This window comes from Nakamurella endophytica, assembly GCF_014646215.1.
Taxonomy (GTDB): Bacteria; Actinomycetota; Actinomycetes; order Mycobacteriales; family Nakamurellaceae; genus Nakamurella; species Nakamurella endophytica.
In genome coordinates, this window is the sequence record NZ_BMNA01000013.1 from 1 (window position 1) to 26,506 (window position 26,506).

The 26,506-nt window shown below is 71.6% G+C and carries 32 protein-coding genes and 1 pseudogene; 17 read left to right on the forward strand and 16 right to left on the reverse strand.

From position 1 onward, the window contains the following. On the forward strand, window positions 1-716 hold a 716-nt coding region (locus tag IEY37_RS18645), incomplete at its 5' end, for an integrase core domain-containing protein (protein WP_188944320.1). Here IEY37_RS18645 and IEY37_RS18650 read toward each other — a convergent pair. Together IEY37_RS18650 and IEY37_RS18655 are read right to left on the reverse strand one after the other, a co-directional pair. Continuing rightward, the gene (locus IEY37_RS18650) at window positions 705-878 is read right to left on the reverse strand and encodes a LexA family protein (RefSeq protein ID WP_188944322.1); all 174 of its coding nucleotides are present in this window, start codon (window positions 876-878) and stop codon (window positions 705-707) included. The genes IEY37_RS18645 and IEY37_RS18650 overlap by 12 nt on opposite strands. 77 nt (window positions 879-955) lie before the next feature. Continuing rightward, window positions 956-1,660, reverse strand: coding sequence for a tyrosine-type recombinase/integrase (locus IEY37_RS18655; protein WP_229674639.1), 705 nt, complete (start codon window positions 1,658-1,660; stop codon window positions 956-958). A 12-nt stretch (window positions 1,661-1,672) separates the two neighbouring features. On the opposite strand from IEY37_RS18655, the gene IEY37_RS18660 reads away from it, so the two are divergent. The 5 genes from IEY37_RS18660 (at window position 1,673) to IEY37_RS18680 (ending at window position 4,786) form a co-directional block, all read left to right on the forward strand. After that, entirely contained in the window at window positions 1,673-1,978 is a 306-nt protein-coding gene (locus IEY37_RS18660) for an ATP dependent DNA ligase (RefSeq protein WP_188944326.1), read from the forward strand. 316 nt (window positions 1,979-2,294) lie between these two features. Further along, a complete protein-coding gene (locus IEY37_RS18665; protein WP_188944327.1) occupies window positions 2,295-2,498 on the forward strand; it encodes a hypothetical protein in 204 nt (67 codons plus the stop codon). A gap of 73 nt (window positions 2,499-2,571) precedes the next feature. After that, complete coding sequence (locus IEY37_RS18670; protein ID WP_188944328.1) at window positions 2,572-3,054, forward strand: hypothetical protein; 483 nt, start codon at window positions 2,572-2,574, stop codon at window positions 3,052-3,054. A gap of 128 nt (window positions 3,055-3,182) precedes the next feature. Then, the gene (locus IEY37_RS18675; RefSeq protein ID WP_188944330.1) at window positions 3,183-4,322 is read left to right on the forward strand and encodes a helix-turn-helix domain-containing protein; all 1,140 of its coding nucleotides are present in this window, start codon (window positions 3,183-3,185) and stop codon (window positions 4,320-4,322) included. After that, window positions 4,319-4,786 (forward strand): DUF4411 family protein, encoded by a 468-nt coding sequence (locus IEY37_RS18680; protein WP_268238034.1) that lies wholly within the window; start codon window positions 4,319-4,321, stop codon window positions 4,784-4,786. Before IEY37_RS18675 ends, IEY37_RS18680 begins: the two co-directional genes overlap by 4 nt. Before the next feature lie 39 nt (window positions 4,787-4,825). On the opposite strand, the gene IEY37_RS18685 is transcribed toward IEY37_RS18680, so the two are convergent. Further along, complete coding sequence (locus tag IEY37_RS18685; protein ID WP_188944334.1) at window positions 4,826-5,584, reverse strand: hypothetical protein; 759 nt, start codon at window positions 5,582-5,584, stop codon at window positions 4,826-4,828. Window positions 5,585-5,763: 179 nt separating this feature from the next. Between IEY37_RS18685 and IEY37_RS18690 the strand changes: the two genes are divergently transcribed. From IEY37_RS18690 to IEY37_RS18700, 4 genes are all read left to right on the forward strand, one after another. Then, window positions 5,764-5,964: a hypothetical protein gene (locus IEY37_RS18690; RefSeq protein WP_188944336.1), complete on the forward strand. Its 201-nt coding sequence runs from the start codon at window positions 5,764-5,766 to the stop codon at window positions 5,962-5,964. Between the two features lie 91 nt (window positions 5,965-6,055). Continuing rightward, window positions 6,056-7,147, forward strand: coding sequence for a hypothetical protein (locus IEY37_RS18695; RefSeq protein WP_188944338.1), 1,092 nt, complete (start codon window positions 6,056-6,058; stop codon window positions 7,145-7,147). Continuing rightward, window positions 7,144-7,269, forward strand: coding sequence for a hypothetical protein (locus IEY37_RS22585; RefSeq protein WP_268238020.1), 126 nt, complete (start codon window positions 7,144-7,146; stop codon window positions 7,267-7,269). Before IEY37_RS18695 ends, IEY37_RS22585 begins: the two co-directional genes overlap by 4 nt. Next, window positions 7,266-7,991: a hypothetical protein gene (locus tag IEY37_RS18700; RefSeq protein WP_188944340.1), complete on the forward strand. Its 726-nt coding sequence runs from the start codon at window positions 7,266-7,268 to the stop codon at window positions 7,989-7,991. Before IEY37_RS22585 ends, IEY37_RS18700 begins: the two co-directional genes overlap by 4 nt. Window positions 7,992-8,429: 438 nt before the next feature. Here IEY37_RS18700 and IEY37_RS18710 read toward each other — a convergent pair whose 3' ends face one another. From IEY37_RS18710 to dnaK, 7 genes and pseudogenes are all read right to left on the reverse strand, one after another. Next, the gene (locus IEY37_RS18710) at window positions 8,430-9,458 is read right to left on the reverse strand and encodes a toprim domain-containing protein (protein WP_188944344.1); all 1,029 of its coding nucleotides are present in this window, start codon (window positions 9,456-9,458) and stop codon (window positions 8,430-8,432) included. A gap of 77 nt (window positions 9,459-9,535) precedes the next feature. Then, window positions 9,536-9,628: pseudogene (locus IEY37_RS22875) on the reverse strand (hypothetical protein); the annotation flags it as partial. A 121-nt stretch (window positions 9,629-9,749) separates the two neighbouring features. Next, on the reverse strand, window positions 9,750-9,923 hold the full coding sequence (locus tag IEY37_RS18720; RefSeq protein WP_188944347.1) for a hypothetical protein: 174 nt from the start codon (window positions 9,921-9,923) through the stop codon (window positions 9,750-9,752). An 80-nt stretch (window positions 9,924-10,003) separates the two neighbouring features. Next, on the reverse strand, window positions 10,004-10,498 hold the full coding sequence (locus tag IEY37_RS18725) for a heat shock protein transcriptional repressor HspR (protein WP_188944349.1): 495 nt from the start codon (window positions 10,496-10,498) through the stop codon (window positions 10,004-10,006). Next, a complete protein-coding gene (gene dnaJ / locus IEY37_RS18730) occupies window positions 10,495-11,697 on the reverse strand; it encodes a molecular chaperone DnaJ (RefSeq protein WP_188944351.1) in 1,203 nt (400 codons plus the stop codon). Before dnaJ ends, IEY37_RS18725 begins: the two co-directional genes overlap by 4 nt. A gap of 166 nt (window positions 11,698-11,863) precedes the next feature. Further along, entirely contained in the window at window positions 11,864-12,592 is a 729-nt protein-coding gene (grpE, locus tag IEY37_RS18735) for a nucleotide exchange factor GrpE (RefSeq protein ID WP_229674640.1), read from the reverse strand. A gap of 32 nt (window positions 12,593-12,624) precedes the next feature. Beyond that, a complete protein-coding gene (gene dnaK / locus IEY37_RS18740) occupies window positions 12,625-14,493 on the reverse strand; it encodes a molecular chaperone DnaK (protein ID WP_188944353.1) in 1,869 nt (622 codons plus the stop codon). 278 nt (window positions 14,494-14,771) lie between these two features. Here dnaK and IEY37_RS18745 point away from each other — a divergent pair, with 278 nt between their 5' ends. Next, entirely contained in the window at window positions 14,772-16,412 is a 1,641-nt protein-coding gene (locus IEY37_RS18745) for a TIGR03767 family metallophosphoesterase (RefSeq protein ID WP_188944355.1), read from the forward strand. A gap of 25 nt (window positions 16,413-16,437) precedes the next feature. Here the strand turns inward: IEY37_RS18745 and IEY37_RS18750 are convergent, their stop codons facing one another. Beyond that, complete coding sequence (locus IEY37_RS18750; protein ID WP_188944357.1) at window positions 16,438-17,232, reverse strand: LLM class flavin-dependent oxidoreductase; 795 nt, start codon at window positions 17,230-17,232, stop codon at window positions 16,438-16,440. 319 nt (window positions 17,233-17,551) lie between these two features. Here IEY37_RS18750 and IEY37_RS18755 point away from each other — a divergent pair, with 319 nt between their 5' ends. Together IEY37_RS18755 and IEY37_RS18760 are read left to right on the forward strand one after the other, a co-directional pair. Beyond that, window positions 17,552-18,763: a Fic family protein gene (locus IEY37_RS18755; protein WP_188944359.1), complete on the forward strand. Its 1,212-nt coding sequence runs from the start codon at window positions 17,552-17,554 to the stop codon at window positions 18,761-18,763. A 21-nt stretch (window positions 18,764-18,784) separates the two neighbouring features. Then, window positions 18,785-19,489 carry a TIGR00266 family protein gene (locus IEY37_RS18760; protein ID WP_188944361.1) on the forward strand — a complete coding sequence of 235 codons (705 nt, stop codon included), beginning with the start codon at window positions 18,785-18,787 and terminating at the stop codon, window positions 19,487-19,489. Between the two features lie 15 nt (window positions 19,490-19,504). On the opposite strand, the gene IEY37_RS18765 is transcribed toward IEY37_RS18760, so the two are convergent. Genes IEY37_RS18765 through IEY37_RS18775 form a run of 3 tightly spaced genes read right to left on the reverse strand, consistent with a single transcriptional unit; the run spans window position 19,505 to window position 21,309 of the window. After that, window positions 19,505-20,428, reverse strand: coding sequence for an oxidoreductase (locus tag IEY37_RS18765; RefSeq protein WP_188944363.1), 924 nt, complete (start codon window positions 20,426-20,428; stop codon window positions 19,505-19,507). Between the two features lie 33 nt (window positions 20,429-20,461). After that, on the reverse strand, window positions 20,462-21,022 hold the full coding sequence (locus tag IEY37_RS18770; protein ID WP_188944365.1) for a DUF1697 domain-containing protein: 561 nt from the start codon (window positions 21,020-21,022) through the stop codon (window positions 20,462-20,464). Further along, entirely contained in the window at window positions 21,019-21,309 is a 291-nt protein-coding gene (locus IEY37_RS18775) for a hypothetical protein (protein ID WP_188944367.1), read from the reverse strand. Before IEY37_RS18775 ends, IEY37_RS18770 begins: the two co-directional genes overlap by 4 nt. An 82-nt stretch (window positions 21,310-21,391) precedes the next feature. Between IEY37_RS18775 and IEY37_RS18780 the strand changes: the two genes are divergently transcribed. Together IEY37_RS18780 and IEY37_RS18785 are read left to right on the forward strand one after the other, a co-directional pair. After that, window positions 21,392-23,449, forward strand: coding sequence for a glycoside hydrolase family 15 protein (locus IEY37_RS18780; protein WP_188944369.1), 2,058 nt, complete (start codon window positions 21,392-21,394; stop codon window positions 23,447-23,449). Window positions 23,450-23,457: 8 nt separating this feature from the next. Then, window positions 23,458-23,835: a VOC family protein gene (locus IEY37_RS18785; protein ID WP_188944371.1), complete on the forward strand. Its 378-nt coding sequence runs from the start codon at window positions 23,458-23,460 to the stop codon at window positions 23,833-23,835. 4 nt (window positions 23,836-23,839) lie between these two features. Here IEY37_RS18785 and IEY37_RS18790 read toward each other — a convergent pair whose 3' ends face one another. Beyond that, complete coding sequence (locus IEY37_RS18790; RefSeq protein ID WP_188944374.1) at window positions 23,840-24,223, reverse strand: ArsR/SmtB family transcription factor; 384 nt, start codon at window positions 24,221-24,223, stop codon at window positions 23,840-23,842. Window positions 24,224-24,309: 86 nt separating this feature from the next. On the opposite strand from IEY37_RS18790, the gene arsM reads away from it, so the two are divergent. Next, entirely contained in the window at window positions 24,310-25,101 is a 792-nt protein-coding gene (gene arsM / locus IEY37_RS18795) for an arsenite methyltransferase (protein WP_188944376.1), read from the forward strand. 3 nt (window positions 25,102-25,104) lie between these two features. Further along, entirely contained in the window at window positions 25,105-25,533 is a 429-nt protein-coding gene (locus IEY37_RS18800; RefSeq protein ID WP_188944378.1) for an arsenate reductase ArsC, read from the forward strand. A 64-nt stretch (window positions 25,534-25,597) separates the two neighbouring features. On the opposite strand, the gene IEY37_RS18805 is transcribed toward IEY37_RS18800, so the two are convergent. Beyond that, the gene (locus IEY37_RS18805) at window positions 25,598-26,428 is read right to left on the reverse strand and encodes an ArsR/SmtB family transcription factor (RefSeq protein WP_188944380.1); all 831 of its coding nucleotides are present in this window, start codon (window positions 26,426-26,428) and stop codon (window positions 25,598-25,600) included. Between the last annotated feature and the right edge of the window lie 78 nt (window positions 26,429-26,506).

Here is a 26,506-nt window from a genome sequence, read left to right on the forward strand (position 1 = left end):
TGTCGGTGCGCACCGTCGGGCGGTGGTTGGCCCGGCTGGGCATCAACCACCGCCGCCACCTGGACATCGACGGCACTGACCTGCGCCGACCGGGCAGGATCGTGGCCCGGTTCCCCGGCCACATGATCCATCTGGACGTCAAGAAGGTCGGCCGGATCCCCGACGGCGGCGGCTGGCGCGCCCACGGCCGCGGCTCGGCCCAGCACCGGGCCACCGGCCGAGCCAAGACCGCCAAGAACGGCGGCGCCCGCGCCGGCTACACGTATCTGCACTCGGCGGTCGACGGGTTCTCCCGCCTGGCCTACACCGAACCCCTGGACGACGAGACCGCCGCGACCACCATCGCGTTCTTCGCCCGCGCCCGGGCGTTCTTTGCCGCCCACGGCATCGGCCGGATCGTGCGGGTCATCACCGACAACGGCCCCAACTACCGCTCCACCGCCTTCACCCGCACCGCCACCGCGCTGGCCGCCCGGCACCAGCGGACCCGCCCCTACACACCACGGCACAACGGAAAAGTGGAGCGCTACCAGCGGATCCTGGCCGACGAACTTCTCTACGCCCGCACCTGGACCTCCGAAGCCCAACGAGCACGAGCACTCTCGATCTGGAACATCCACTACAACTACCATCGACCCCACACCACAGCCGGCGGCCGACCCCCAGCCTCACGCCTCCGCGCCGGCGTCACCAACGTCATGGCCTCAAACAACTAGTGCGTGGTCGGCGGCCAGTGCGGTCAGGTGGTCGGCAACCGCGTCGGCGGGGACGCCGGATCGGCGTGCGAGCTCAGCGATCGATGGAGCTCGTCCCTGATGGTGCAGGGTGTCGTAGACCAGGTCGCGGATCAGGCGTTGGGTGGTCGGGCTGGAGGTCATCGCCCGATTGTCTCGTCGATTACCGTGGCCGCCCCGGTCGGGGACCCTCTTACCGGGCCCATCTGCCTGCGGGCGGATCAGACGCTTTGTTGCAGCTTGGATGTCATCTCACGTTGCCGACGGTGTAGGTGTTCTAGCGATTGCTCGAGGGCTGAGACCTCACCGAGCCAGTTCCGTTCTCGGGCTTCGACGAGCCTGGCTTGGGCGTTGACGGTCATGTCCTCGACCCGGCCGAGCTGGGCGGGATCGACGACCAGGAACGGGCAACGGGTGCAGGCGTGTTCGTGCACGCACGGGGTGCCGTAGGGGCGGTGGCAGTCGCCGAGTGCGACCTTGCGGAGCAGGAAGTGGTTCTCGAACTCGGTCCACTCGGTGTCGGTCGCCGGCCGGAGTTCACCGGCCGGCCGCTTGGTTCGGCGTCGTTCGATGAAGTGCTGGTGGGCGGTCAGGACCTGGTCGGGGAAGACGGCGGTGTAACCGCGGGTGGTTTCCAGGCTGAGGTGCCCGAGCAGGGTGGCCGCGATGTGCAGGGGTAGGCCGGCACCGACGATGTCGGTGGAGAACAGGCGCCGGAAGTCGTGTGGGGTGAAGCGGATGGGTTGGCCGGCGTCGGTCAGGGCGGCGCTGTCGGCGACCTGGTTGACCGGCCCGCGGGCATCGAGGGCATCGTCGCCAAGGCAGCCCACGGCACCTACGCACCCGGCGAGCGGGCCTGGATCAAGGTCAAGCAGCGGGAGACCGTCGAGGTCATCGTCGGCGCCGTCATCGGCCACATCGAGCACCCCGCCGCCCTCGTGGCCGGCCTCTACGTCGACGGCGAGCTGACCATCGTCGGCCGCACCGGCCAGCTCACCGACCGGCACGCCCGCGCCCTGGCCACCCACCTCACCCCCGCCGCACCCGGGCACCCGTGGCCCGACCGGATGCTGGCCAACCGATTCAGCCCTGGCCGCGACCGCGTCACCCTCACCAAGGTGCAACCGACCCTGGTCGTCGAGGTTGCCGCCGACTCAGCGCGTCAGGGCAACGGCTGGCGTCACGGGCTGCGCTACCTACGGGTCCGCACCGACCTCGCTCTGGAGGACCTCCCGGGCAGCTGACCATCGTCGGGACTCGGGCGTGTCGAACGTGTGTTCGACTAAGCTCCCGAGTTGCGATGCTGGGGGAGTGGCGGGACGGGCGGTGGGTCGAGCCGGGCCTGACCGGCTGTCCGAGCGGGCACCCGTTCGGGCCGCAGCGGGTCCTCGTCGGGTGGCGGGCGTGCCTGTGCCAGGGCGAGGCAGGGGTGTCCGGGCACCGCCTGTACTACTGCCGGACCTGCGCCGAGACGGTCTCAGTGCCGGAGTGCGTGACGCCGGAGGAGACGACGGTGGACCAGCAGGGGCTCCGCTCGCCCGGCGCGCGCGGCGGACCGCCGTGAGCTGGGAGCGAACCAAGCAGGTGACGTGCCGCGGCTGCGGGACGCTCATCGACGTGTCGGTGAGAGCCCGGCCGCGGGAGTTCTACTGCTCGGAGGACTGCCGGCCGACCTGCAAGCTGCCCGGGTGTTCGACGACGGCCAGGCCGATGAGCGACTGGTGCTGGCACCACCAGCCCTACATCCCCGGCTCCGGCGCCTGACGTCACCGAGCACGACGAGGTTGGCTCCCACCGAACCTAGGTCGCTGTCGGACCCCGACCCTAGGCTCAGACCATGATGAACCAGGAGGCGTTCACCGCAGCACACTCCGACGCGCTCCGGGAGTGGGCCCGCGGCCTGTACCCGCTCGAGGCGGCCACCGAGCTGCTGATCCGGGCCTGCGGCGGCCGCTTCGCCGCACCCGGCAACCCATGGGTGCACGTCGAGGACTCCGGTCGGGCCTGGATCGACTTCGACGAGTTGAGCCAGGCGGTCACGGCCGGCGGACCCTGGTCCGGCGGCGAGCGGCGCATCCTCGCACTGGCCGCGTCCTTCGGGTCGGACGACGGCCTGCTCAACGACAACCTGCCGGGCCTGGACCGCGACAACCTCGCCCTGGTCCTGGCCGCGGCCACGCCGGCGGCAGCCACGAGCACCAGCCCGAGGCGATCCTGTGGGACGAGAGCAACCGGCCCTACCGCAACCCCGAGACCGAGCGTCCCGGACCGCTGTACCCGTGGCCGGGGAGGACCCACTGAACCGGACAAACCCCCCTAACCTTGACATAACGTCCGTTATCGGCCTTCGCTGAACCAGTTTCCGTAGGCCCACCCGGCGGGACCCTCGCGTCACCTGATGTGATCCGAACAGTCCGAATCCCGTCAACCGCACCCGAAGGGAGGCCCGTGGCGGCAAGAGCACCGATCAACGGGTCGACCCTCCAGTGGGCACGGTCGGCCAGCCGCGTTCAACGCGAAGAACTGGCCAGGGCGGCCGGAGTGTCTGCTGATCGGATCAGTGAGTTCGAGGCCGAGCAGGCCGCTCCGACGTTTCGTCAACTCACCCTCATCGCCGCCCGACTGGATCGCCCGTTGGGCTTCTTCTTCGCACCACCTCCCGACAGGTCCGATGTTCCCGAAACCGCGGACTTCCGCGGACGCGATGGGACTGTGGACGTGCCAGCAGCGCTCGCACGAGAGATGAAGCGCGCCGAGCAGCACCGAGCGGCGATGCTCGACCTGGCGGACGCGCCCACCCGTGAGTGGCAGCTGACACCGATCACCTACGACTCTGCCCCCCAGGCAGCGGCTGAGCTCCGAGCAACTTTCGGTCTGACTGATCGATTCACTCCCCCGGAGGCGGCCCTCAATCAGGTTCTCAACTTCTGGCGCGGCTTAGTAGAGAGTCAGTCTTTCTTGGTTTTCCAAGCCACCGGGATTACTCTAGCCAGCTTCCGGGGCCTGTCGATCTATCACGAGACGCTACCCATCATAATATTAAACGGGGCCGATTCCCCCACCGCGCGGGTATTCACCCTGTTCCACGAACTCGCGCATCTTGCCAACCGGACCAGTGGACTATGCGGGCTTGACGACGACGTCAGCGAGGAAGCTGTTGCTAACAGGTTCGCGGCGAATTTCCTTATGCCTGAGGCCCTGGTCCGGCAGCACGTTGATCCTGAGACCTTCGCGGATCCGATTGAGCAAGCGGAGGCAATCGCTAACGCGCTAAAAGTGAGCCTGCTCGCGGCCGGAGTTCGACTCCGCACCCTCGGTCTTATCAGTCCGACAGACTTCGAGGCTATCAGGCAGCGCAGTGCGGAGCTTTGGCAAGCCGTGCGAGATCGGCAGAAGCAGTCGGAGGGCTTCGTACCGCCGTGGCGGCTGCGGTTCCGTGATCTCGGCAGCACTTACATCGGGACTATTGCGCACGCACTGGAGGACCAACGCATTGATGCGGTCGATGCGACCTACCTGTTAAATGCCCGCTGGCCGATGGTCGAACAGATGTTGCAGGAGTACTACAGAACCGGGGTAGCTGAGTGAGCAGCTCCTTTACCCTGGACACGAATATCCTTATAAACCTGATGCGCCTCTACCCTCGGGACATCTTCGCAACACTGTGGGACTCCATCGAAGCAGCGGCCGGCGCCAATGAAATATGTATCTGCGCGGCCGTTCTTTTAGAGGTCAAGCGTGGAGGCGACGACCTGCACGCCTGGGCGAAGGCCATCGACGGGTTCACTTGCGACGTAACGGACGAGGAGCTGCTGACCGTCGCCGAGATCGGCGCGATCCATCCGGACTGGGTGCGTGGCCAGGTGAACGAGGCCGACCCGTTCGTCATCGCGCACGCCAAGGCCGAGCGGTCGGTCATCGTGACCGAGGAAGTACGCAAGGGGCCAGGTACCTCGGAACACAACTTGAAGATCCCCAATGTGGCCGATGAACACGCGGTGCGTTGCATCAAGTTCTTCGACTTCGTCCGCGCTCACGGTTGGAGCTTCTAGCTCTCAGCTCACCGTGTCACCGTCAGCGGGCACGTTGGCTCAGGGGAGCTCGCGAGTGATTTCCTCGGCCTCGGCGATTTGCGCCTCCCAGTAGGAGTTGCTTTCGGTGGGCCAAGTCGGATGTCCCAGTTGCACTGCAATTTCTCGCGCATAGTTGAGGTTAAGCACCACCGAGTCTGCCAGCGTCCAGAGGTGGCCGCCCGGCGGCTGCCGATTCATGGCCTGAACGAGGACACCCCCGTCGACGGCATGGCCATCATGGCGCAGCAGCAATTGCGCTACGTGCTCGAGTTGCCACTGACTGGCGAGTAACAGCGCCCAGGTCTCGATGTATCTGGTGGCCGTCCACGTAGCCTTTTCATCGGTTGTGAGCCCGTAGAGCTGCGGTTCCCACATAGCCCGGTCCTGGCGGGTGTCGTGGTGCAGCTCATCCTCATCAATGGACCCGCCGGTCAATGCAGCTAGCAGCAGCTGGGCGACACCTCCAGCGTGTCGCACGACCCAGTCCTTCACCTCCGCGGACGATCCCGCGCCGAGCGGTTCCCATGGCCTGGCCGCCTTGACGATCTTCGGTTCCGCCTTCTCGGATTCCAGCTCCGGAAAGGTGAACTTCGTGTAGCCGCTTGGCTCGCCGGAGTCCTCGTCCGGCAGCAGGGCTGCCTCGAGGACGTTGGCACCGAGTTGGTAGGCGGCGACGACGTGACCGGCTTCGTGGAACGCATGGGACCAGTTCCGCGTGCTGTCGCTCGCGCATTCCGACTTGGTCAGATGGACGAAGGCTGGATCGACGTTGGCCATGGGTCGATCTTGCAACGGCGGCCCGGGCGACCTTCCTGCCGGCCGAGGTGCTGATCGTCGAGGCGGGCACCGCGGCCTTGACCGGCGACCGCCTTGCCGGGCGGCCCGCGGTTTGGCACCGTCGAGTGGGATAAGGGCAGGTCACGCCGACTGTCGGTGCATGGCGGTAGACCAGATCCATGCGTACGCAGCAGCTGCCGGCGGGCAGTCTTCGGATCGGTCAGCGGGTGGTCCGGGAGGGCCGTCCGTTGGTGGTCGCCTCGGTCCGCTTCGAGGGTGCTGGGGGCGGTGTGGTGTCGGTGCTGTTCGCCGGCGAGGCGGTCCGGGCGACGTTCGCGCCGGGCGAGGTGCTGGTCGTCGAGGTCGGCACTGCGGCCTGACCGGCGACCGCCTTGCTGCGCGGCCGGCGGTTTGGCACCGTCGAGCGGGGAACCGGCGCGGACGCCGGCCCGTGTGGAGATGGAGGCGGCCGTGACGTCGCTGGAGGGCGGACCGGAGCCGGTCGTCGGCCTGTTCGCGTTGCGGACGTTCCGGGTGTCGGCCAACGGCTACCTGCTGCCGCTGTCGTTCACCGGCGCGGACTGGGCGAGGGGGACGTGCATCGCCCGGTGCGGCCGCGGTCACGCGGCGCCGGCGGACGGCTGCACCTGCGGCATCTACTCGCTGCGGGACCTGCGGGATCTGCGGCTGCAGTACTGGTCGGCTCGCCGCCTGGTGACGGTCGTCGCCCTGGAAGGCCAGACCGTCGAGGGCTCTAAGGGCTGGCGCTCTCAGGCCGGCCGGGTCGTCGACGTCTGGACCGCCGACGGTCGTCACGGTCTGCCGACGGAGCAGGTCGAGCTGCTGCGGCAGCACCTGCCCGGCGTGCGCTTCCACACCGACCTGGACCGGATGCTGGCCGCCTACCCCGAGCTCGTCCCGGCGCGACGGCCGCGGTCGGCGGCGTTCGCGCGGGCCACCCGCTCGTGGTGGTCGAGCCTGACCCGCCCGCGCCTGCCGGGAGCTCGCCGAGCCGGGCTGTGGGCCGCCGCGGTGGCGGTGCTGACCGCGGTGCTGTGCGTCCTGGCCGCCGGGGCCGCTGCGGTGTCGGCGGCGGTCGTGATGGCGCAGCTGGCCGCGGTGCTGTTGGTCCTGGCCGTGGTGGTGATGCTGTGCGAGTCCCCGACGCACATGATCGCGCTGCTGGCCACGGGAGCCAGTCCCCCACTGCTGATCACTCCCCGCCGGCCGGCGCTCCGCCTGTGGCGGCCCGCCAGCGCCCTCCTGGCCGCCGGCACCGCCGCATCCGCGCTGATGGGCCAGTCGATCCCCGCCGCGGGCATCTCCACGTCGGTGGCGCTGTGGGCGCTGCTGCTGGGCATCGAGCGCTTCATGCTGGCCCTCGCCCCCTCGAGCGCGCCGACCCCGCTCGGAGCCGCCCGGGGCGCGCACCCGGGCCTGAGCGACCGGCGAGACTGGACACCTGAACGGCTGACCTCCGGCGAGCGCCGCCGCGGCCGCCGCGGTGTCGTGCCCGTCCTGATCACTCCCCCGCCTCCCCCCTCCCCGACGACTGGAGCGTGACCATGGCCGACATCGGCGAACCGCAGCGACGCATCGAGGTGCTGCCGACCACTGCACCGGTGCTGCCCGCCGAACCGGCCCCAGCCCCCGCCCCGGCGCCGGCGGAGCCGGCGCGGACGTGACGGCGCAGGACTCGCTGCGCGAACCGCTGACCGCCGCCCGCGGCGCCGGCCCGATCGAGGCCGCCCGGATCGGGTGGCGGCGAGCTCGGTCGTTCAACCTGCTCAACCGCGGGGCGCGCTCATGGACCGGGGCGCTGATCGCAGCGTGGCTGTGGCCGTTCGAGACGATGATCGTCGCGCTGAACTGGGGGCGTCTGCGCCGGCTGGACGGGGCGTCGATGACGCTGACCGACGGCACGTCGCCGCGGATGAGCCGGCCGGTGGTGCTGACGGCCGTCGCGCTGCTGCTGGCCCAGCTGGCCGTGGTCGTAGCCGTCGCGCTCCCGCTGACGGCGGCGTTGCTGGGTCCGCTGTCCGCGGGCTGGGCGACCGTCGCGGCCCTGGTGATCGTCACCGCCCCGCTGCTGCTCGAGCTGGGCGTGCGCCTGGTCCGTCTGGCGCGCAGCCCCGAAGTCCGGTCGTTGTCCGCCCGGCAGCGCCAGCTGGCCGCAGCCTCCGGGGCGCCGGTGTTGGTGATGTCGGCGTTCGTCCGGGCGCGGGCCGGTGAGGGCAGCCGGCTGCTGCGCGCGCTGCAGGAGGAGTGGCAGCGCACGGGCGCGGTGGTGCTGTTCAACCCGGCGAACGAGGCGGTGGCCGCCTACTACGAGCGCCACGGCGCCGTCGCCGACAGCCCGAGCCGGGCCGTCATGCGCTTCGACTACCGGGCCGGCGTCGCGGCGTAGCCCGGCCGCGGCGGCGTCGGACGGGTGACGTGGTTGTCGCTGCGACGGCCGCGAGCCGCCCGCGTCGAGTGGCGGCCGTGTGCAGCCGGGTCGTCCCTCAGCTCGGCCGCTGCCCACCACCGTGAGGCGTGCCAGCATCACCGCTGCGCGTGATCGGTTGGCTGGACGTGTCGGGAGGACAGCTCGGTGAGTGGCGGTGACCGGACAGGTCAGGGCGGCAGTGAGGGACCGGGTGGCTCCGTCGGCGGAGCCAGACGCGCGGGACGGGCGTGGCATCACTGGCCGACCAAGGGCGACCGCTACGCGGCGCTCGCGGAGCTGCGCTGGTCCGGTCACCTGACGCACGAGCGGTTCTCGGCGCTGCGGCAGGCGGTCGCCGCACTGCCTGCTGACCCGACGGCGCGCTGACCAGACCGCGGTCGGGACTGCGCCACGCGACTACCAGTCGGTGTCGGCGCCGCGGTCGACCTCGGCGCCGCGGTCCTCGTCGCGGCCGTCGTCGACGAACCGGCGACGGCGAGCCGCCTGCGTCGCGTCGCGGCGAGAGCCGATCGCGTTGAGGCGGGCCGCGTTGTCGGCCAACAGCTGTGCCCGCTGCCGCATCGCGCGGGGCGGCTTGGGCAGGCCCAGCGGCCCCTGCGGCTTGGGGTCGTAGGGGACGTGCGACTGGATGCTGTCCAGGACCTGGAACGAGTCCAGGTCGAGCGCGCGGGCCACCCGCACGGCCTGGCGCGCCCGTTGTTCGGACGGCATCCGGCCGACGACTCGGGCGGCCCTGCTGAGCGCCCACAGGCGCCCCTCGGCGCTGTGGTCACCGGGTCGCAGCGCGGCGGTCAGGACCTGGTCGACGACGAGGTCGGCCAGCGGTCGGCGTCGACCGATCGCGGTGGCCAAGGCGTCGACGCCGGCGGTGGCCAGGACGTCGGCGGGGTCCTGCCCAGCGGGCAGGTTCGGGATGCGCGGAACGGTGACCCCGGCCGCGAGCAGCAGGTCGTGGGCGGCAGCCGCCGCGCGTTGACCGGCCGGGTCGTTGTCGAGCGCGACGACGACCCCGCGGTCGGCCAGCGGGGCGATTCGGTCCAGAGTGGCCAACTGCGCCGCGGTCAGCGCGGTGCCCAGCGGGGCGACGGCCACCAGCTCCCGGCCGGCGTGCCGCGCCGCGGCGTTCACGGCTAGGGCGTCCATCGGCCCTTCGACGATGGCCAGACTCGCGCTACGGCGCAGCTTGTCGATGGTGTCGGGGGTCATCCCGTAGGGCAGGTCGGTCTTGCTGAACAGGTCGGTGGTGGCGCTGCCCTGGTACTTCGGGGTGCGCTCGTCGACCTCGCGGGGGTGCGCCCGGCCGATGAAAGCAACGAGGCGACCCGACTCATCGTGGATGGGCAGCATGAGGCGGTTGCGGAAAGGGTCGATGAGGTTGCCGCGGCTGGTCTGCCGGGCCAGGCCGGCGGCCAGCAGCTCCTCCACTCCGGGTGCGCGTCCTTGTGCGTCCGGCTGATGTGGTGGACGAGCTTGTCCAGGGTGTCGGTGTCCACCTGGTGCAGCGCGTCGTGCAGCTCCTCGGCGGCGGAGGCCTGCGGGGCCAGGCCGACGACGTGGCCGCCGCTGCACTGCCAGGCGCGGGCCAGGACGCCCATCACGGTGGTCTGCCGGTGCCCGCGGGCGCCAAGGCCATGTGCACTCGGCGGCCGCTGGTGGCGACCTCGTTGACCAAGGCGGCTGCCCGTGGTTGAGGGTGCGGCCCTCGTGGTTCGCCGACTACTCGAGCATCGCCACCTGCACGTCGGCGGCGGTGATGCGCCGGCCGTCGGTGCGGCCGGAGGCCTGCACCAGCCGGCGTTCGGCGTCCAGCACCGCCGGTGAGGTGTACCGCTGGCCCTTGGCCACCCGGTACACCGACGTGCCGTCCGAGCGACGCAGCGCCGTCGGCACCTGCCCATCGCGGGGCAATGCCGGTCTTAGGTCAACCGGCGGGATGCCGGAACAGCGCCGAGCCGGGTCGACAACCCGCTTCAGCGCGGCCGTCGGGCCGCCGGGAACGCGACCAGCGCGGTCGCCGTCTGCTGCCACGGCACCAGGTCGCGTCGCATCCCGGCGATGGCGTTCGCGGCCGCGTTGGCGGCATCCGACCGGGACTCGACCAGGTCGGCCTGCAGCTGGGCGACCTGCTCGGTGAGCTCGCCGATCCGCGAACGCAGCGCGTCGACCTGCGCCTCCAGCTCGATGATCCGGCGGATGCCGGCCCGGTTGACACCCTCGTCCTGGGACAGCTTCTGCACCTCGCGCAGCAGCTCGATGTCCCGCTGCGAGTAGCGCCGGCCGCCGCCCGAGGTGCGGCCGGGCGACACCAGACCCTCACGGTCGTAGGACCGCAAGGTCTGCGCGTGCATGCCGGCCAGCTGCGCCGCGACCGAGATGACGAACACCGGCGTGTCGATCTCGAACGCCGGGCGCGGCTGCTCCGGCGAGCGGCCGGACCGCCCGGCCGAGTCCCGGGGCGAGGTCATGACGTCTGCTCCGCGGGCTGCGACCGGGCGACCGCCCGGATGATCGCGGGCCGCGGGTCGGCCTGCTGCGCCGCCGCATAGGCGCGCAGAGCCTCCTGCGCCTCCGCCGACAGCTTCTGGGGCACGGCCACCTCCACGGTGACGATCAGGTCGCCGGTGCTGTCCTTCTTCTTCACCCCGCCGCCCTTGACCCGCAGCTTGCGGCCGGACGCGGTGCCCGGGGCCACCCGCAGGGTGACCGGGGCGCCGAGGGTCGGCACGGTCAGCGACGTGCCCAGCGCCAGCTCGTCGAAGGTCACCGGCACGGTCAGCGTCAGGTTGTCGCCGCTGCGCCCGAACAGCTCGTCGGGCGTGACGTGCACCAGCACGAACAGGTCGCCGGCCGGCCCGCCGTTCTGACCGGCCGCGCCGCGGCCGGCGAGCCGGATCCGCTGGCCGTCGGCGACCCCGGCGGGGATCCGGGTGGTCAGGGTGCGGGTGGCGAGCACGGTGCGCTCGCCGTGGCAGGTCGGGCAGGGGTCGTCGATGATCGAGCCGGTGCCGCCGCAGTTGGTGCACGGCTCGGAGAAGGCGAAGCTGCCCTGGTTCCGGGTGACCAGGCCGCTGCCGTGGCACACCGGGCAGTCGTGCGGGCTGGTGCCCGGCCGGGCGCCGGTCCCGTGGCAGGTGCCACAGGTCGTCCGCTCGGTCACCCGCAGCGGCAGCGTCACGCCGGCGATGGACTCGCCGAAGGAGATCCGCACCTCGGTCTCGACGTCCGCGCCGCGCCGGGCGCGCGGCGCCCGGGTGCCGCCGGAGCGGTTGAACAGCCCGCCCAGGTTGCCGAACAGGTCCGAGAACCCGCCGCTGCCCCCGGCCGCGCCGCCACCTCCGCCGGCCTGGCGGAACAGGTCGCTCATGTCGAACGTCTGGCCACCGCCGGGCGCGGAGCCCTGGCCGCCGAAGCCGCGGAACGCGCCGGACGCGGCGAGGCTCTGCGCCTCGTCGTACTCCTTGCGCTTGGTGTCGTCGGACAACACGTCGTACGCCTCGGAGACGTCCTTGAAACGCTCCTCGGCCTTGCGGTCACCGGGGTTCTTGTCCGGGTGCAGGTCCCGGGCCAACTTCCGGTACGCCTTCTTGATCTCCGCCGCCGTCGCCGTCTTCGGCACGCCGAGCGCGGCGTAGTAGTCCTTCTCGTAGTAGTCCTTGGCGCTCATTCGGAACCTCCTCCCGGAGCAGTGCTGGGGCGCACCGGGCCCGCCGGGGCTCCGGCGGCGGTGCGCGGGTGGGTCGGTCGGTCGGCCACGCGGCCCGTCTCGCTAGACCGGGCCGCACAGCCGGCCGACCCGGGCGCCGTAGCGCCCGGGTCGGCTCGGTGGGTCATCAGGCGCTGCCGCCCGCGGCCGCCGGACGGTCGCCGCCGCCGGCCGCCTGGTCGACGTCCTCGACCGCGGCGGAGGCCTCGGCCCGTACCGCATCCTCGTCGACGACCTCCTGGGCCGCCACGGCGTCGTCCGCACCGGGCTCGTCACCCGGGCCGACGACAGCCACGACCGCGACCCGCACCACCCGGTCGCCGACGCGGTAGCCGTGCCGCAGCACGGCCGCCACCGACTGCTCGGTCGCCGCCGGCGAGGTGGCGAAGTGCACCGCCTCGTGCAGCGCCGGGTCGAACGGCTCGCCCTCGGCGCCGAAGCGCTGCAGGCCCAGCCGCTGCGCGGTGGCCAGCAGCTTGTCGGCCACCGCCTTGAACGCGCCGGTGACGTCGCCATGGCTGTCCGCCCGGTCGATGTCGTCCAGCACCGGCAGCAGCTCGGTCAGCACGCGCTCGCGCGCGGAGGCCGACACCTGCTCCCGGTCGCGGTCCACCCGCTTGCGGTAGTTGGCGTACTCGGCGCTCACCCGCTGCAGGTCCGCGGTGCGCTCCGCGGCCTCCTGGCGGGCGGCCTCGAGTTCGGCCGACGGCTCCGGCGTGACGCTCAACGGCTGCGACGCCGCGAACGGATCACCCGGGTCGCCACCCGGCCCCGCACCGGGGCCGCCCGGGAAGGGACCCTCCCCGCGCAGCTGCCCGGTGGCCGGGTCGATGCGCCGCTTGTCGTTCACCACCACTCGCGGCTCTTCCTGGTGGTCGTTGCGCCCGATCACTTGTTCAGGTCCGGCTTCTCGTCGACGATCTCGGCGTCCACGATCTCGTCCTCACCGGCGGTGGTGCCGGCCGAGGTCGCCTGCTGCTCACCGGCCGCCGCACCGGCCGCGTCACCGGCGGCGCGCGACTGCTCGTACAGCGCGGCACCGAGGGTCTGCGACTCGGTGGCCAAGGTCTCGACCGCCGACTTGATCGCGGCCAGGTCGCTGCCCTTGAGCGACTCGGTCACCGCCGACATCGCGTCGCGGACGCGGGTCTTCGGCTCCTCCGGCAGCTTCTCGTCGTTCTCCTTCAGGAACTTCTCCGTCTGGAAGACGAGAGCCTCGGCCTGGTTGCGGACCTCGGCCTCCTCGCGGCGGGCGCGGTCCTCCTCGGCGTGCGCCTCGGCGTCCTTCATCATCCGGTCGATCTCGTCCTTGGACAGCGCGGAGCCGCCCGTCAGCTTGATCGACTGCTCCTTGCCGGTGCCCAGGTCCTTGGCGGTGACGTGGACGATGCCGTTGGCGTCGATGTCGAAGGTGACCTCGATCTGCGGGATGTTCCGCGGTGCCGGCGGCAGCCCGGTCAGCTCGAACATGGCCAGCTTCTTGTTGTACGCAGCCACCTCTCGCTCACCCTGGTAGACCTGGATCTGCACCGACGGCTGGTTGTCCTCGGCCGTGGTGAAGATCTCGGACCGCTTGGTCGGGATCGTGGTGTTGCGCTCGATCAGCTTGGTCATGATGCCGCCCTTGGTCTCGATGCCCAGGGACAGCGGCGTGACGTCCAGCAGCAGCACGTCCTTGACCTCGCCGCGGAGCACACCGGCCTGCAGCGCGGCGCCGACGGCCACGACCTCGTCCGGGTTGACGCCCTTGTTGGGCTCCTTGCCGCCGGTCAGCTCCTTGACCAGGTCGGTGACGGCGGGCATCCGGGTGGAGCCGCCGACCAGCACGACGTGGTCGATGGCCGACACGCTCACGCCGGCATCCTTGATCACCTGGTGGAACGGCGTCCGGGTGCGGTCGAGCAGGTCGGAGGTGATCCGCTGGAACTCGGCGCGGGAGAGCGACTCGTCCAGGAACAACGGGTTCTTGTCGGCGTCGACCGTGATGTACGGCAGGTTGATCGACGTCTGCTGCGAGCTGGACAGCTCGATCTTGGCCTTCTCCGCGGATTCGCGGATCCGCTGCATGGCCATCTTGTCCTTGGTCAGGTCGATGCCGTGCGCGGACTTGAACTTGTCGACCAGCCAGGTCACGACCCGCTCGTCCCAGTCGTCGCCGCCCAGCCGGTTGTCACCGGCGGTGGCCTTGACCTCGACGACCCCGTCGCCGATCTCCAGCAGCGACACGTCGAACGTGCCACCACCGAGGTCGAAGACCAGGATGGTCTGCTCCTTCTCGCCCTTGTCCAGGCCGTAGGCCAGGGCGGCCGCGGTCGGCTCGTTGACGATGCGGAGCACGTTCAGACCGGCGATCTCGCCGGCCTCCTTGGTGGCCTGGCGCTGCGCGTCGTTGAAGTACGCCGGGACCGTGATCACCGCGTCGGTGACGGCCTCGCCCAGGTAGGACTCGGCGTCCCGCTTCAGCTTGCCCAGGATCCGGGCGCTGATCTCCTGCGGGGTGTAGGACTTGCCGTCGATGGCGACGGTCCACTTGGTGCCCATGTGGCGCTTGACCGACCGGATGGTGCGGTCGACGTTGGTCACCGCCTGACGCTTGGCCACCTCACCGACCAGCACCTCGCCGTTCTTGGCGAAGGCGACGATGGACGGGGTGGTACGGGCACCCTCGGCGTTGGCGATGACGGTCGGCTCCCCGCCCTCCAGCACGGAGACGACGGAGTTGGTGGTACCGAGATCGATACCGACGGCACGCGACATGCGTTCCTCCTGCTTGCGGTTCTCCGCACGGTCGGGACGGCCGCGCGGCTCTGGGTTCGAGTCAAGGGTTGAGCGTCCTCGGCTCAAGCTGCTGCCAGCATGCCCACCGGGTGGTGGTCCTGTCAACTCGGCTTGAGCCGGAGCGGCTCAGGTTTACTGATGGAGAGAACGCACGGTGCACAGCACTATTCCTGGGCGCACCCGTCCTCCGGCCGTGCCCGTCCGGCCACCGGGGCGCGGCCGTTCCCGGTGGTGGGAGCGGCTGCGACAATCCCGGCGTGACCACCACGGACCGGTCGGAGATCGTCGGCGGCGCACCGGGACCGCAGGGCTACTGGCCGCTGGCCGCCGGGCCTGGCCGGCCGCACGCGCACCGGACCGACCTGCACCCCGCGCCCGACGTCCCGGGGACGCCGGTGTGCACCATCGCCCACCTGTCCGACCTGCACGTCTGCGACGCGCAGTCCCCGGCCCGCGCCGAGTTCCTGGACCGCTGGGCCGACCCGGACTCGCCGCTCAAGCACCTGATCGACGCCATCGGCAGCTACCGCGCGCAGGAGATGCTGACCGTCCAGGTCGCGGACGCCATGATCCGGGCGGTCAACCAGGTCGAGTCCGGACCGGTCGGCGGGCGACCGGTCGACTGGGCCGTGGTGACCGGCGACGTCACGGACAACGCGCAGACCAACGAGCTGGAGTGGTACATCGGCCTGCTCGACGGCGGTCGGGTGCTGCCGGACTCCGGCACGCCCGCCCGGTACGAGGGAGTGGCCGACCACGACCACTGGGACGAGTACTTCTGGCATCCCGAACCCGGCGAGTCCGTGCAGTCGGCCGACCCGCAGACCCGGGAGGCGGTCGACCGGCCGCGACGGCTGCACGGGTTCCCGGACGCCCCCGGACTGCTCGACGCCTGCCGCCGACCGGTGGTGGCCTCCGGCCTGTCCATGCCATGGCTGGCGGTGCACGGCAACCACGACCAGATGATCCAGGGCACCATCCCGGCCACCGAGGACTGGCCGCGCGCCGGCCTCGAACGCCTCAAGGCCATCGGCCTGCCGCCGTCCTGGTCGCTGGAGGAGGTGGCCCGGTTCTGCCAGCAGATCGACGCCAACGCCCCGGACGCGCTGGACCGGTGGCCGGAACTGGTGGTCCGCGCGGTGACGCCGGACCTCGGCCGCACGACGATCACCCGCACCCAGTTCCTGGCCGCGCACCAGCATCCCGGCGCCCGGCCACCCGGCCACGGCTTCGGGACGGTCGGCCCCGGTTCCGGGCGCGCCTGGTACCGCTTCGATCACCTGGACCTGGACGTGCCGGTCACCAGCCTGGTGCTCGACACCGTCAACCACTACGGCGGCTGGCAGGGCTGCCTGGATCCGGTGCAGCTGGCCTGGCTGGACGTGGAGCTGGCGGCGGCCGACCGCGAGGGCCGGTACGTCGTGCTGGCCAGCCACCACACCTTGGCGGACCTGGTCAACGGCACCGCGCCGGAGGGCGCCGCGCCGCGGGTGCTCGCCGACGAGGTCGCGGCGGTGGTCGACGCCCACCCGAGCGTGGTGGCGTGGCTCAACGGCCACCGGCACGTCACCGCGGTCGTCCCGCACACCGGCGAGCCCGGCGGGCACCCGTGGTGGGAGGTGACGGCACCGTCGCTCATCGACCACCCGCAGCAGGCCCGGATCGTCGAGCTGCTGCGCGGCGCCGGCACGCTCACCGTCGCGGTCACGATGGTCGACCACTGCGGCGAGCTGCCCTGGTCGGGCACCGTCACCACGGTCGACGCCATGGCCGGGCTGTCCCGGCAGCTGGCGGCGAACGCCTGGCAGGCGCGGGTGTCGGACCTGGACGGGCACCCGCGCGCGGGCGCGCCCGACAGCCGCAACGTGCTGCTGCACCTGCCGGACCCGTTCCTCTAGTCCGCGCGGCGGTCAGCCCTCGGAGTCATCCGAGCAGCGGCAGCACCTCGCGCCCGAGCGTCGCGACGAACCCGTCCACCGGGCTGTCGTCGCCGGGCATCAGCGCGACCCGGGTGGCGCCGGCGGCCGCGTGCTGCCGGACCAGGGCGGCGATGCCCGCGGCGTCGGTCCCGCCGGGCACGTCCACGAACACCACGACGTCGGCGTCGCCCTCGCGGCCGGCCGCCGCGCGGCCCTCGCGGTGCAGCCGCGCGGCCTCGGCGACCTGCTCGGGCGGCGTCCCGCCGGTGAGGATCACCCCGTCGCCCAGCTCGGCAGCCACCTGCATCGTGCGCTCTCGGATCGCCCCGACCAGCAGCGGCGGAGCCGGGGTGGGCGGCCAGTCCAGGGCGACCTCGCTCAGCTGCACATAGCGGCCCTGCACGGTGACCGTCGCGCCGTGCAGCAGGTCGCGCAGCGCCGAGGCGTACTCGCGTAGCAAGGTCACCGGCGACGCGGCGCGGGCGCCGACCTGCGCCATCCAGTCCAGGACGCCGTGACCGATGCCCGGCAGCAGGCGCCCGGGGAACATCCTGGCCAGCGTGGCGAGCTCCATGGCGGTCAGCGCCACGTTGCGCAGCGGCACCGGCAGCAGACCGATGCCGACGACGAGCCGCTGCGTCCGGGCGAGGATCGCGGCCGCCGGGGCGATGCCGCTCTCCTTGAAACAGTCCTCCCACAGCCAGACCTCGGCCAGGCCGGCCTGCTCTGCGGCCTCCGCGGCGGCCAGCAGGTCCTCGGGCGACAGGGTGGGCGGCAGGATGGCGGCGACGGTCGGCATCGGGCCATCCTGGCGGACCGGTGCACGCTCCGCCCGGAACGTGGGACACGCCAGAGTGGAGCCTCACCGTTGCCGCAGTTCGCGGCTCCGGGAGGTAGCTGCGGGCGTCACCGGCTTCGGCGGGTCCCCAGGGGCGGGATGCACGTCGCCAAGCGTTCTCCTCAAGGAGCACTTCGTGTCCACAATGTCCATGGGCAGGCGTTCGAGTTTCATTGCGATGGTGCCGTCCTCGCCGTCACGCCATCTGGATCGCCTCGCTGTTGTCGTGAACGAGCGATCTGAGCCCACAATGATCCTGATCAACCCATAGAGTTGCATTGTGGATCCGCAACTGTTCGGGGAGGGGACCGCCACCGGCATCCTTGTCCCCATCACCGGGACGGATCCGGAGCGCGGCCCGTGGGACCACCGTGCGTTCCTTCCAGATCCACTGCCGGACACCGCGCCGGACTCGCTGACCGGGACCACGTACCGGGCGGTCGCCAACGCTCGAGCGGCACTCGCAGCACTGGACAGCACTGCTCGCCACCTTCCCAACCTCCGACTGCTGCGCCGGCCGACCCTCCGATCCGAAGCACAGTCCACCTCGGCACTCGAAGGGACCTGCGAGCCGTTGGAGCGGGTGCTCACCGCGGCCGACGACCCCGCCGAGCCTCGGATGCGGGAGGTCATCAACTACGAGACCATGGCGGAGGAGGCGTTCGAATGGGCCGGTCAGGGTCGGACACTGACTGTTCCTGCACTAGCAGAACTGCAGTTGATCCTCGTGCGCGGCACCGCACTGGAGAAGTCGACTTCTGGAATGGTCCGGCCAGTCCAAGTAGTGATCGGTCGACGACCAGGGATATCCGACACCGAATTCCCGGTACGCGCCGCGCGATTTGTTCCGCCGCCGCCTGGTGTCGATCTCGAAGCTCGGTTGAGAGATCTGCTCACGTGGATCGCCGAGAGCGACGTGACAATGGTGGACCCGGTCGTGGCGGCGGCCATGGCTCACTACCAGTTCGAGACGCTTCACCCCTTCCACGACGGCAACGGACGTATCGGGCGCATGCTGATCGTGCTCCATCTGCTGGGCATGAAGACGCTCCACGAACCCACTCTCACCGTCTCGCCGTGGTTCGAGGCCCGGCGTGACGCCTACCAGGACGGCCTCCTTCGAGTCTCGACGCACGGTGACTGGAACAGCTGGATCCACTTCTTCGCCTTGGGTCTGGAGTCCTCCGCGAACGCCACTCAGCGCAGGATGCTCGGGCTCGTGGACACGCAGGCGGAACTCAAGGAGCGCGTCCGGAAGTCCCCCCTGCGCGCGGACAGTGCGCATTCGCTCGTCGATCTTGCGGTCTCGAGGATCACTTTCACGGTCCGGCAGGCAGCGGCAGAGCTCGGCGTGTCCTACCCGCGAGCGAACAAGTTGGTCACCGCCCTGATCGGACTCGATATCCTGTCGCAGCTCGGTGACCAGCCGTACAACCGTCGCTTCTTCGCCCCGCAGGTCCTCCGCGTCCTGGTCGACCGCGCGGGCGACTGACGTCCTCACTAGATTGTCGCCATGCAGGTCCAGCTCCGGCACAGCCCGTCGTTCACCGTCGCCCGGGCGTTCCTGTCCCCCGGCGAGTCGGTCCGCGTGGAGTCCGGCGCGATGATCGCCCACAGCTACGGCGTGCAGCTGTCCTCCCGGGTGGAGGGCGGGCTGATGGCCGGGCTGAAGCGGTCCGTGCTGGGCGGCGAGTCGCTGTTCGTCTCGACCTACACCGCGCCCGCCGAGGGCGGCTGGGTGGACATGGCCGGGGTGCTGCCCGGCGACGTGATGAGCATCGACATCACCCCGGATCGGCCGTTCTACCTGGCCCGCGGCAACTGGATCGCCAACTCCTCGGGCGTGCAGATCGACTCGCAGTGGGGCGGCATGGCCAACCTGTTCGGCGGCGAGGGCGGCTTCGGAATCCGCGCGACCGGCCACGGCCAGGCCCTGGTCAGCGTGTACGGCGCCATCGACGTCTTCGACCTCCTGCCGGGGCAGCCGGTGGTGATCGACACCGGCCACGTCGTGGCCTACGACCTGGGCATCAACTTCCGGATGCGCCGGGCCGTGGAGGGCCGCTCCATCCAGTCGCTCAAGTCCGGCGAGGGTTTCGTCTTCGACTTCACCGGCCCCGGCCGGGTGCTGCTGCAGACCCGCAACCCCGAATCGTTCGCCGAGTGGGCCCGCTCCCCCGCCGCCGGCAAGAACCCGCGCAGCGGCATCTTCGGCTGATCCGCACCGCGCCGCTCAGCGCGGCAGGTCGTAGCGGACCCCGGTGAGTTCCTCGCTGACGTCGAACAGCCGGACGGCCGCGGCACCGTCCCGGGCAGCAGCGGACGTGCCGACGCGGACGGGCGCGCCGCGGGTCTCGCGGAGGCCTCGCGGCCCGAAGTAGTCGTCCGGCGCGACGTCGGGCATGGTCGCGGCGTACAGGATCGGCAGCGCGCCGGCCGAGTCCGGTTGCGACATCAGCCGGCTCACCGGGGCGACCAGGGCGCCCAGCAGCGGATTGCCGCCGGTGAAGCCCTGGAGCAGCGCGGTGTCGGCGGTGCCGGGATGGGCCGCGGCGGCGATCACCCGGGACCCGGCCAGCACCAGCCGCCGGGACAGCTCGCGGACGAACAGCAGGTTGGCGAGCTTGCTCTGCCCGTAGGCGCGCCAGCGGTGGTACCGGCGAGTCGACTGCAGGTCGTCGAAGTCGATCCGGCCGAAGCGGTGCGCGTTGCTGGACACGGAGACCACGCGGCCGCGCGCCGCCTCCTGCAGCCGCGGCAGCAGGCCGCCGACGAGCGCGAAGTGCCCGAGGTGGTTGACGCCGAGCTGCCGCTCGAAGCCGTCCGCCGTGGTGCCGCGCGGCACGGCCATGATCCCGGCGTTCGCCACCAGGATGTCCAGCGGACCCTCCCAGCTCTGCGCGAACCGGCGCACCGACGACAGGTCCGCCAGGTCGAGCAGCGCGAGATGCGCGGATCCGCCGTCCGTCTCGCGACGCACGCGGTCGACCGCGGCGGTGCCGCGGGCCTCGTCCCGGCAGGCCAGGGTCACCCACGCACCGTGCCGCGAGAGCTCCAGGGCCGTCTGCAGCCCGAGGCCGCTGTTGGCTCCGGTCACCACGGCCCGCAGACCGGTCAGGTCGGGGATGCGGTCGGCGGTCCAGTCGGCTGCGCTCACCCGTCCCACGGTAGGCGCACCGGCGGTACGGGGTCAGCCGGCCAGCAGGTCGCGCAGCTTGGCGGCCGTGCCCCAGTTCCGCATCGTCACGGTCACGCCCAGCAGCCGGTCCCAGTCGACGGTGGCGAAGACCGACTCGTGCACCGAGGACGCGCACCACAGGTGCACGTGGTCGCCGACCATCACGTAGCGGTCGTCGCTGTCCTTGCCGCCGCGGGCCTGCCGGCGGCGTACCGCCTCGTCCAGTGCCGCCACTGCCGCCGCGGCGGGCGTGGCGGACAGGAAGCCCAGCAGGTGGCGGGCCGGATCGGTGGCGACCTCGCCCAGCGGGTCCTCGTCCATCGCGGCCGCGAACCGGTCACCGGTGCGCACCACCACCGGGACGTCGACACCCGCGGCGGCCAGCCCGCGACGTACCCCGTCGCACAGCTCGGCCCCGGACAGCGAACTGTCCAGCACCGCGTTGCCGCTCTGCAGCACGGTCGTCACCCGCTCCGCTCCGAGATCGGCCAGCAGCGATCGGAAGTCGGCCATCTTGATGCGGTTGGCCCGGCCCACGTTGACGCCCTTGAGCAGGACCACCCAGCGCGTCACGACCAGGACGCCGAGGACGGCGGCGGCTCCACCCGCGGCGCGGCCGGCTGGGCGGGGCCGGACCGGCGGTCGACCGTCTCGGCCGCCCGCTCGAGGTCCTGCTGCGCCCGCAGTGCCAGACCGCGGGCCGTCCACGCCTCGTCGGCCACGCCCCCGGCATCCCCCTCGGCAGCCCTGGCCGCGGCCCGGTCCGCGTGTTCGGCCGCGTCGCGCAGCACCTCGGCGGCCGCGCGCAGGGCGTCGACCAGCGGCGACAGGTCGGTGCTCGGGGCGGGATCGGTGGCCACGGGCACAGCGTGCCATCCGTCGCGGCCGCGCGCCGGGCCGGGCCGGGCGGGTGTGCGCCGCTCGTCGTCGTCGCAGGTGACAATGACCGGCGTGATCGACACCACCCCGCAGGTACCCGCACCGCCCTGCGGCGACGGCGCCTTGTCGCCGCAGGGCGGCCCCGCGTCGCAGCCCGCCGAGCAGCTCGATAGTCCGCACGCCTCGCAGGAGACGGTTTCCAGCGCGGCGACCGGCGGGGTGCCGCTGCAGGTGGGTTGGTCGACGGCGACCTTCCCCAACATCGCCGACTACGCCTTCCTGTCCGACTGCGAGACCAACTGCCTGGTGGCGCCGTCCGGCTCCGTCGAGTGGTTGTGCCTGCCGCGGCCGGACTCGCCGAGCGTCTTCGCCGCGCTGCTCGACCGGGCCGGTGGCTGCTTCCGGCTCAACCCGTTCGGTGTGTCCGTGCCCGCCGCCCGCCGCTACCTGCCGGGCACCCTGGTGCTGGAGACCACCTGGCAGACCCCGACCGGCTGGCTCATCGTGCGGGACTCGCTGGTGATGGGTCCGTGGCACAACATCGAGGAGCGGTCCAGGACGCACCGCCGGGCGCCCACCGACGTCGACGCCCGGCACGTGCTGCTGCGGACGGTCAAGTGCATCTCGGGCAGCGTCGACCTGTCCGTGGACTGCGAGCCCCTGTTCGACTACGCCCGGGTCGGCCCGACGTGGTCCTACGTCGGGGACGGCTACGGCGAGGTGACGGCCACCGCTCCGGGACAACCGGCGCTCCGGCTGACCAGCTCGCTGCGCATCGGGCTCGAGGGCCGCTCCGCGGTGGCCCGCACCAAGATGTCGCTCGGCGACTCGCACTTCGTCGCGCTGAGCTTCTCCGAGCTGCCGCCGCCGCAGACCATGGCGGAGGCCGAGGACGCGATGTGGCGCACCGGTGAGTACTGGCGGGAGTGGCTGACCCGCGGCACCTTCCCGGACCACCCGTGGCGGACCTACCTGCAGTCCTCGGCACTGGCCCTCAAAGGGCTCTCGTACGCCCCGACCGGAGCCCTGCTGGCGGCGGCCACGACGTCGCTGCCGGAGACGCCGCGTGGCGCGCGCAACTGGGACTACCGGTTCTCGTGGATCCGCGACTCCACCTTCGCGCTGTGGGGCCTGTACACGCTCGGCTTCGACCGGGAGGCCAACGACTTCTTCTACTTCATCAGCGACGTCTGCCGGGACAACCCTGGCGACCTGCAGATCATGTACGGCATCGGCGGCGAGCGGACGCTCACCGAGTCGGTGCTGGACCACCTGTCCGGCTACGACGACGCCAGCCCGGTGCGCGTCGGCAACGACGCCTACGACCAGCGCCAGCACGACGTCTGGGGCGCCCTGCTCGACTCGATCTACCTGCACGCCCGGTCGAGGGACCAGATGCCCGAGGATCTCTGGCCGATCGTCAAGGCGCAGGTCGAGCAGGCGGCGGCCCGCTGGCGGGAGCCCGACCAGGGCATGTGGGAGGTCCGCGGCCCGGCACAGCACTTCGTCTCGTCCAAGATCATGTGCTGGGTGGCGCTGGATCGCGGGGCGCGGCTGGCCCGGCTGCACGACTCGGACGCGACCGCCGACAAGTGGCAGGCCGTGGCGGACGAGATCCACGCCGACATCCTGGCCCACGGCGTCGACGAGCGCGGCGTGCTGGTGCAGCGGTACGGGAGCACCGCCCTGGACGCCTCGCTGCTGCTGGCCCCGCTGCTGCGGTTCCTGCCGTCGGACGATCCGCGGATCCGCGCCACGGTGCTCACCATCGCGGACGAGCTGTCGCACAACGGGTTCGTGCTCCGGTACCGGGTCGACGAGACCGATGACGGCATGTCGGGCGAGGAGGGCACCTTCACGATCTGCTCGTTCTGGCTCGTCTCTGCCCTGGTGGAGATCGGCGAGGTGGACCGCGCGCACGCGCTGTGCGAGCGGCTGCTCTCGCACGCCTCCCCGCTCGGGCTGTACGCGGAGGAGCTGGATCCGCAGACCGGCCGACACCTGGGCAACTTCCCGCAGGCCTTCACCCACCTGGCACTGATCAACGCTGTCACGCACGTGATCCGGGCCCGGGAGCAGACCACCGCCTTCGGGTTCACCCCCGCGAACCGGGCAGGCTAGGAGCGAGCGTGCACCGGGTGCTGTTGCGGGAGACGGTGATCGACGTCCCGGCCGCGGAACTGACCGAGGCGGCCCGGTTCTGGGCCGAGGCGCTGGCGGCGCAGGCGCGGCCGGTGGCCGCGCACCGCGAGTTCGTCGCGCTCGACCATCCGGCCGCCCTGTCCGTCATCGGGCTCCAGGGCCTGGCCTCGGGTCCGGCCCGGCTGCACCTGGACCTGGAGACCGACGACGTCGAGGCGGAGGTGCGGCGGCTGGTCGGGCTCGGCGCCCGCGAGCTGCGGCGGCACCGCAGCTGGGTGGTGCTCGGCGACCCGTCGGGCATCGAGTTCTGCGTCGTGCCGGCCGAGTCGCCCGACTTCGCCGAGCGCGCCCGCACGGTGAGCTGACCGGTCAGCCGGTCGACCGTGCGACGCCCGCCGGCGCCGCGCTGCTGCCGAGCACGGCGGCCAGCGCGTCCAGTGCCCCCGGCACCAAGGCGTAGTACGACCAGATGCCACGCCTGTCCCGGGTCAGCAGACCGGCGTCCACGAGCACCTTGAGGTGGTGCGAGACGGTCGGTTGACTCAGGCCGAGGGGCTCGGTCAGGTCGCAGACACAGGCTTCCCCGCCGTCGTGGGCGGCGACCATCGACAGCAGGCGGAGCCGCGCAGGATCGGCGATCGCCTTGAAGGCGTGGGCGAGTTCCGCGGCCGTGTCGGCGTCCAGCGGCGCCCGGACCAGTGGCGGGCAGCACGCGGCATCCAGCAGCGGCAGGGATTTCGGGACAGCGACCATGGACTCCATCGTGCGCTTCTCATTGACATGTGTCTATGCGTGCGTCAGGGTGAGGCATCGACATCCGTCTATGAGAGGTGGGCACCGTGGCACCGACCGATGCCGTGCGGGATGAGGTTCGTGACCGGTACGCCGCGGCGGCCCGTGCCGTCGGCTCGAACCCGGGCGCCGGCTGCTGCGGCCCCGGCGACGCCCTGAGCGCGGTCGGCGACCGGGACGAGTCCGAGATCTTCGGCGCCGCGCTCTACCGTCCCGGCGACACCGGGGACCTTCCGGCCGAGGCGGTACTGGCCAGCCTGGGCTGCGGCAACCCCCTGGCGGTCGCCGAGCTGCGGCCCGGTGACCGCGTCCTGGACCTGGGCTCGGGCGGCGGCATCGACGTCCTGCTGTCCGCGCGGCGCGTCGGCCCGACAGGTCGGGCGTACGGCCTGGACATGACCCCCGAGATGCTCGAGCTGGCCCGGGCGAACGCCGCGCGGGCCGGAGCCGCGAACGTCGAGTTCCTGCAGGGGCAGATCGAGGCGGTACCCCTCCCGGACGCGTCGATCGACGTGGTGATCTCGAACTGCGTGGTCAACCTGTCGACCGACAAGGCGGCGGTGCTGGCCGAGATGTTCCGGGTCCTGGTGCCCGGCGGGCGGGTCGGAGTCTCCGATGTGGTGGCGGAGGACGACGTCTCGCCCGAGGAGCGAGCGCGGCGGGGGTCGTTCGTCGGCTGCATCGCCGGCGCCCTGTCCCGCGCCGAGTACCTGGCGGGTCTCGCGGCGGTCGGCTTCACCGACATCGAGGTGGTCTTCACCCACGAGGTCGCACCCGGCATGCACGGCGCCGTCGTCCGTGCCACCAAGCCGGGCGACGCGCGAACTGCGGGACGGTGACCGATGCCCGACACGCCCAGCGTCCTGTTCGTCTGTGTCCACAACGCCGGCCGCTCGCAGATGGCCGCGGGGTTCCTGGCCGCCCTCGCCGGTGACGCCATCCGGGTCCGCTCGGCGGGGTCCCTTCCCGCCGAGCGGATCAACCCGGTCGCCGTCGCCGCGATGGCCGAGGTCGGCATCGACATCACCGGACGGGTCCCGGCGCAGCTGTCCGCCGACGCCGTGCACGCCGCCGACGTGGTCGTCACCATGGGCTGCGGCGACGCCTGTCCCGTCTTCCCCGGCAAGCGCTACGAGGACTGGCAGCTCGACGATCCCGCCGGCAAGGATCTGGACCGCGTCCGTGCCATCCGGGACGAGATCCGCACTCGCGTCGCCCATCTCGTCGCCGAGCTGACCACCGCACCGACCGTCGCCCCCCACGGAGGGTAGGACGACGGGGAGACGCCGCCGGCGGCTGCCGGATGACGCGGCCCGCGGCGGTCCCCACCCGCGGTCAGCGATGCACCGGGTCCATCTCCCACGGCGCCTGCGGGAGCACGTCCCCGGTCTCCAGCAGGCTCTTCAGGTTGGCCAGCACCGCCGGCCAGCCGTGCGAGATCTCACCGAGAGCGGTTGCATCCGCGAGGTTCTCGTGAGTGACGGTGAGCCGCACGATGTCCGCGTGCGGCTCGACGAGGAAGGTCACCACCGACGGGCCGCCGGGTCCGCCCGTGTCGCCGAAGGTGACGACGAGCCGGGTCGGCGGTTGCACCTCCAGGACGCGCCCGACCAGGTCGACCTCCCCGGATCCGTCGGTGCGCCGGTGTTCCCAGACGGATCCGGGCTGCCAGTCGGAGACGTTGGCGTGTCCCCAGTACCGGGCGGTGAGGTCGGCGTCGGTCAGCGCGCGCCACACCTGTTCCGCGTCGGCCCGGATGTAGGTGACGTAGACGTAGGTCGGCACAGGGGTCGACCCAGGGGTCGGCTCGGCAGTGGTGGGTACGGCGGTCCCGGTCATGGCATCCCTCTCAGCAGTGCGGCGGATGGTGGCGAGTGCGTGCAGGCGGGCCTGTTCGAAGTCGGCGATCCAGCGCTCCTGGATCCGGTGGATCGGCACCGGGTTCAAGTAGTGCAGTCGCTCCCGTCCCCGGCGCAGGACGGTGACCAGCTCCGCCCGCACGAGGACGTCGACGTGCTGCGTGACCGACTGTCGGGCCATGGCCAGGTCGGCGCACAGCTCGCCGAGCGTCTGCCCGTTGCGCTGCCGGAGCCGGTCGAGCAGTCGGCGCCGGGTCGGGTCGGCCAGGGCACGGAAGGCCGGGTCGAGGGCTTCGTCGTCCGGCACCGCCCAATCATGCAGGCATTTACCTGCCTATGTCAACGGGACGGGACGCGATGCGACAGCGGGACGCCGGGGTGAATG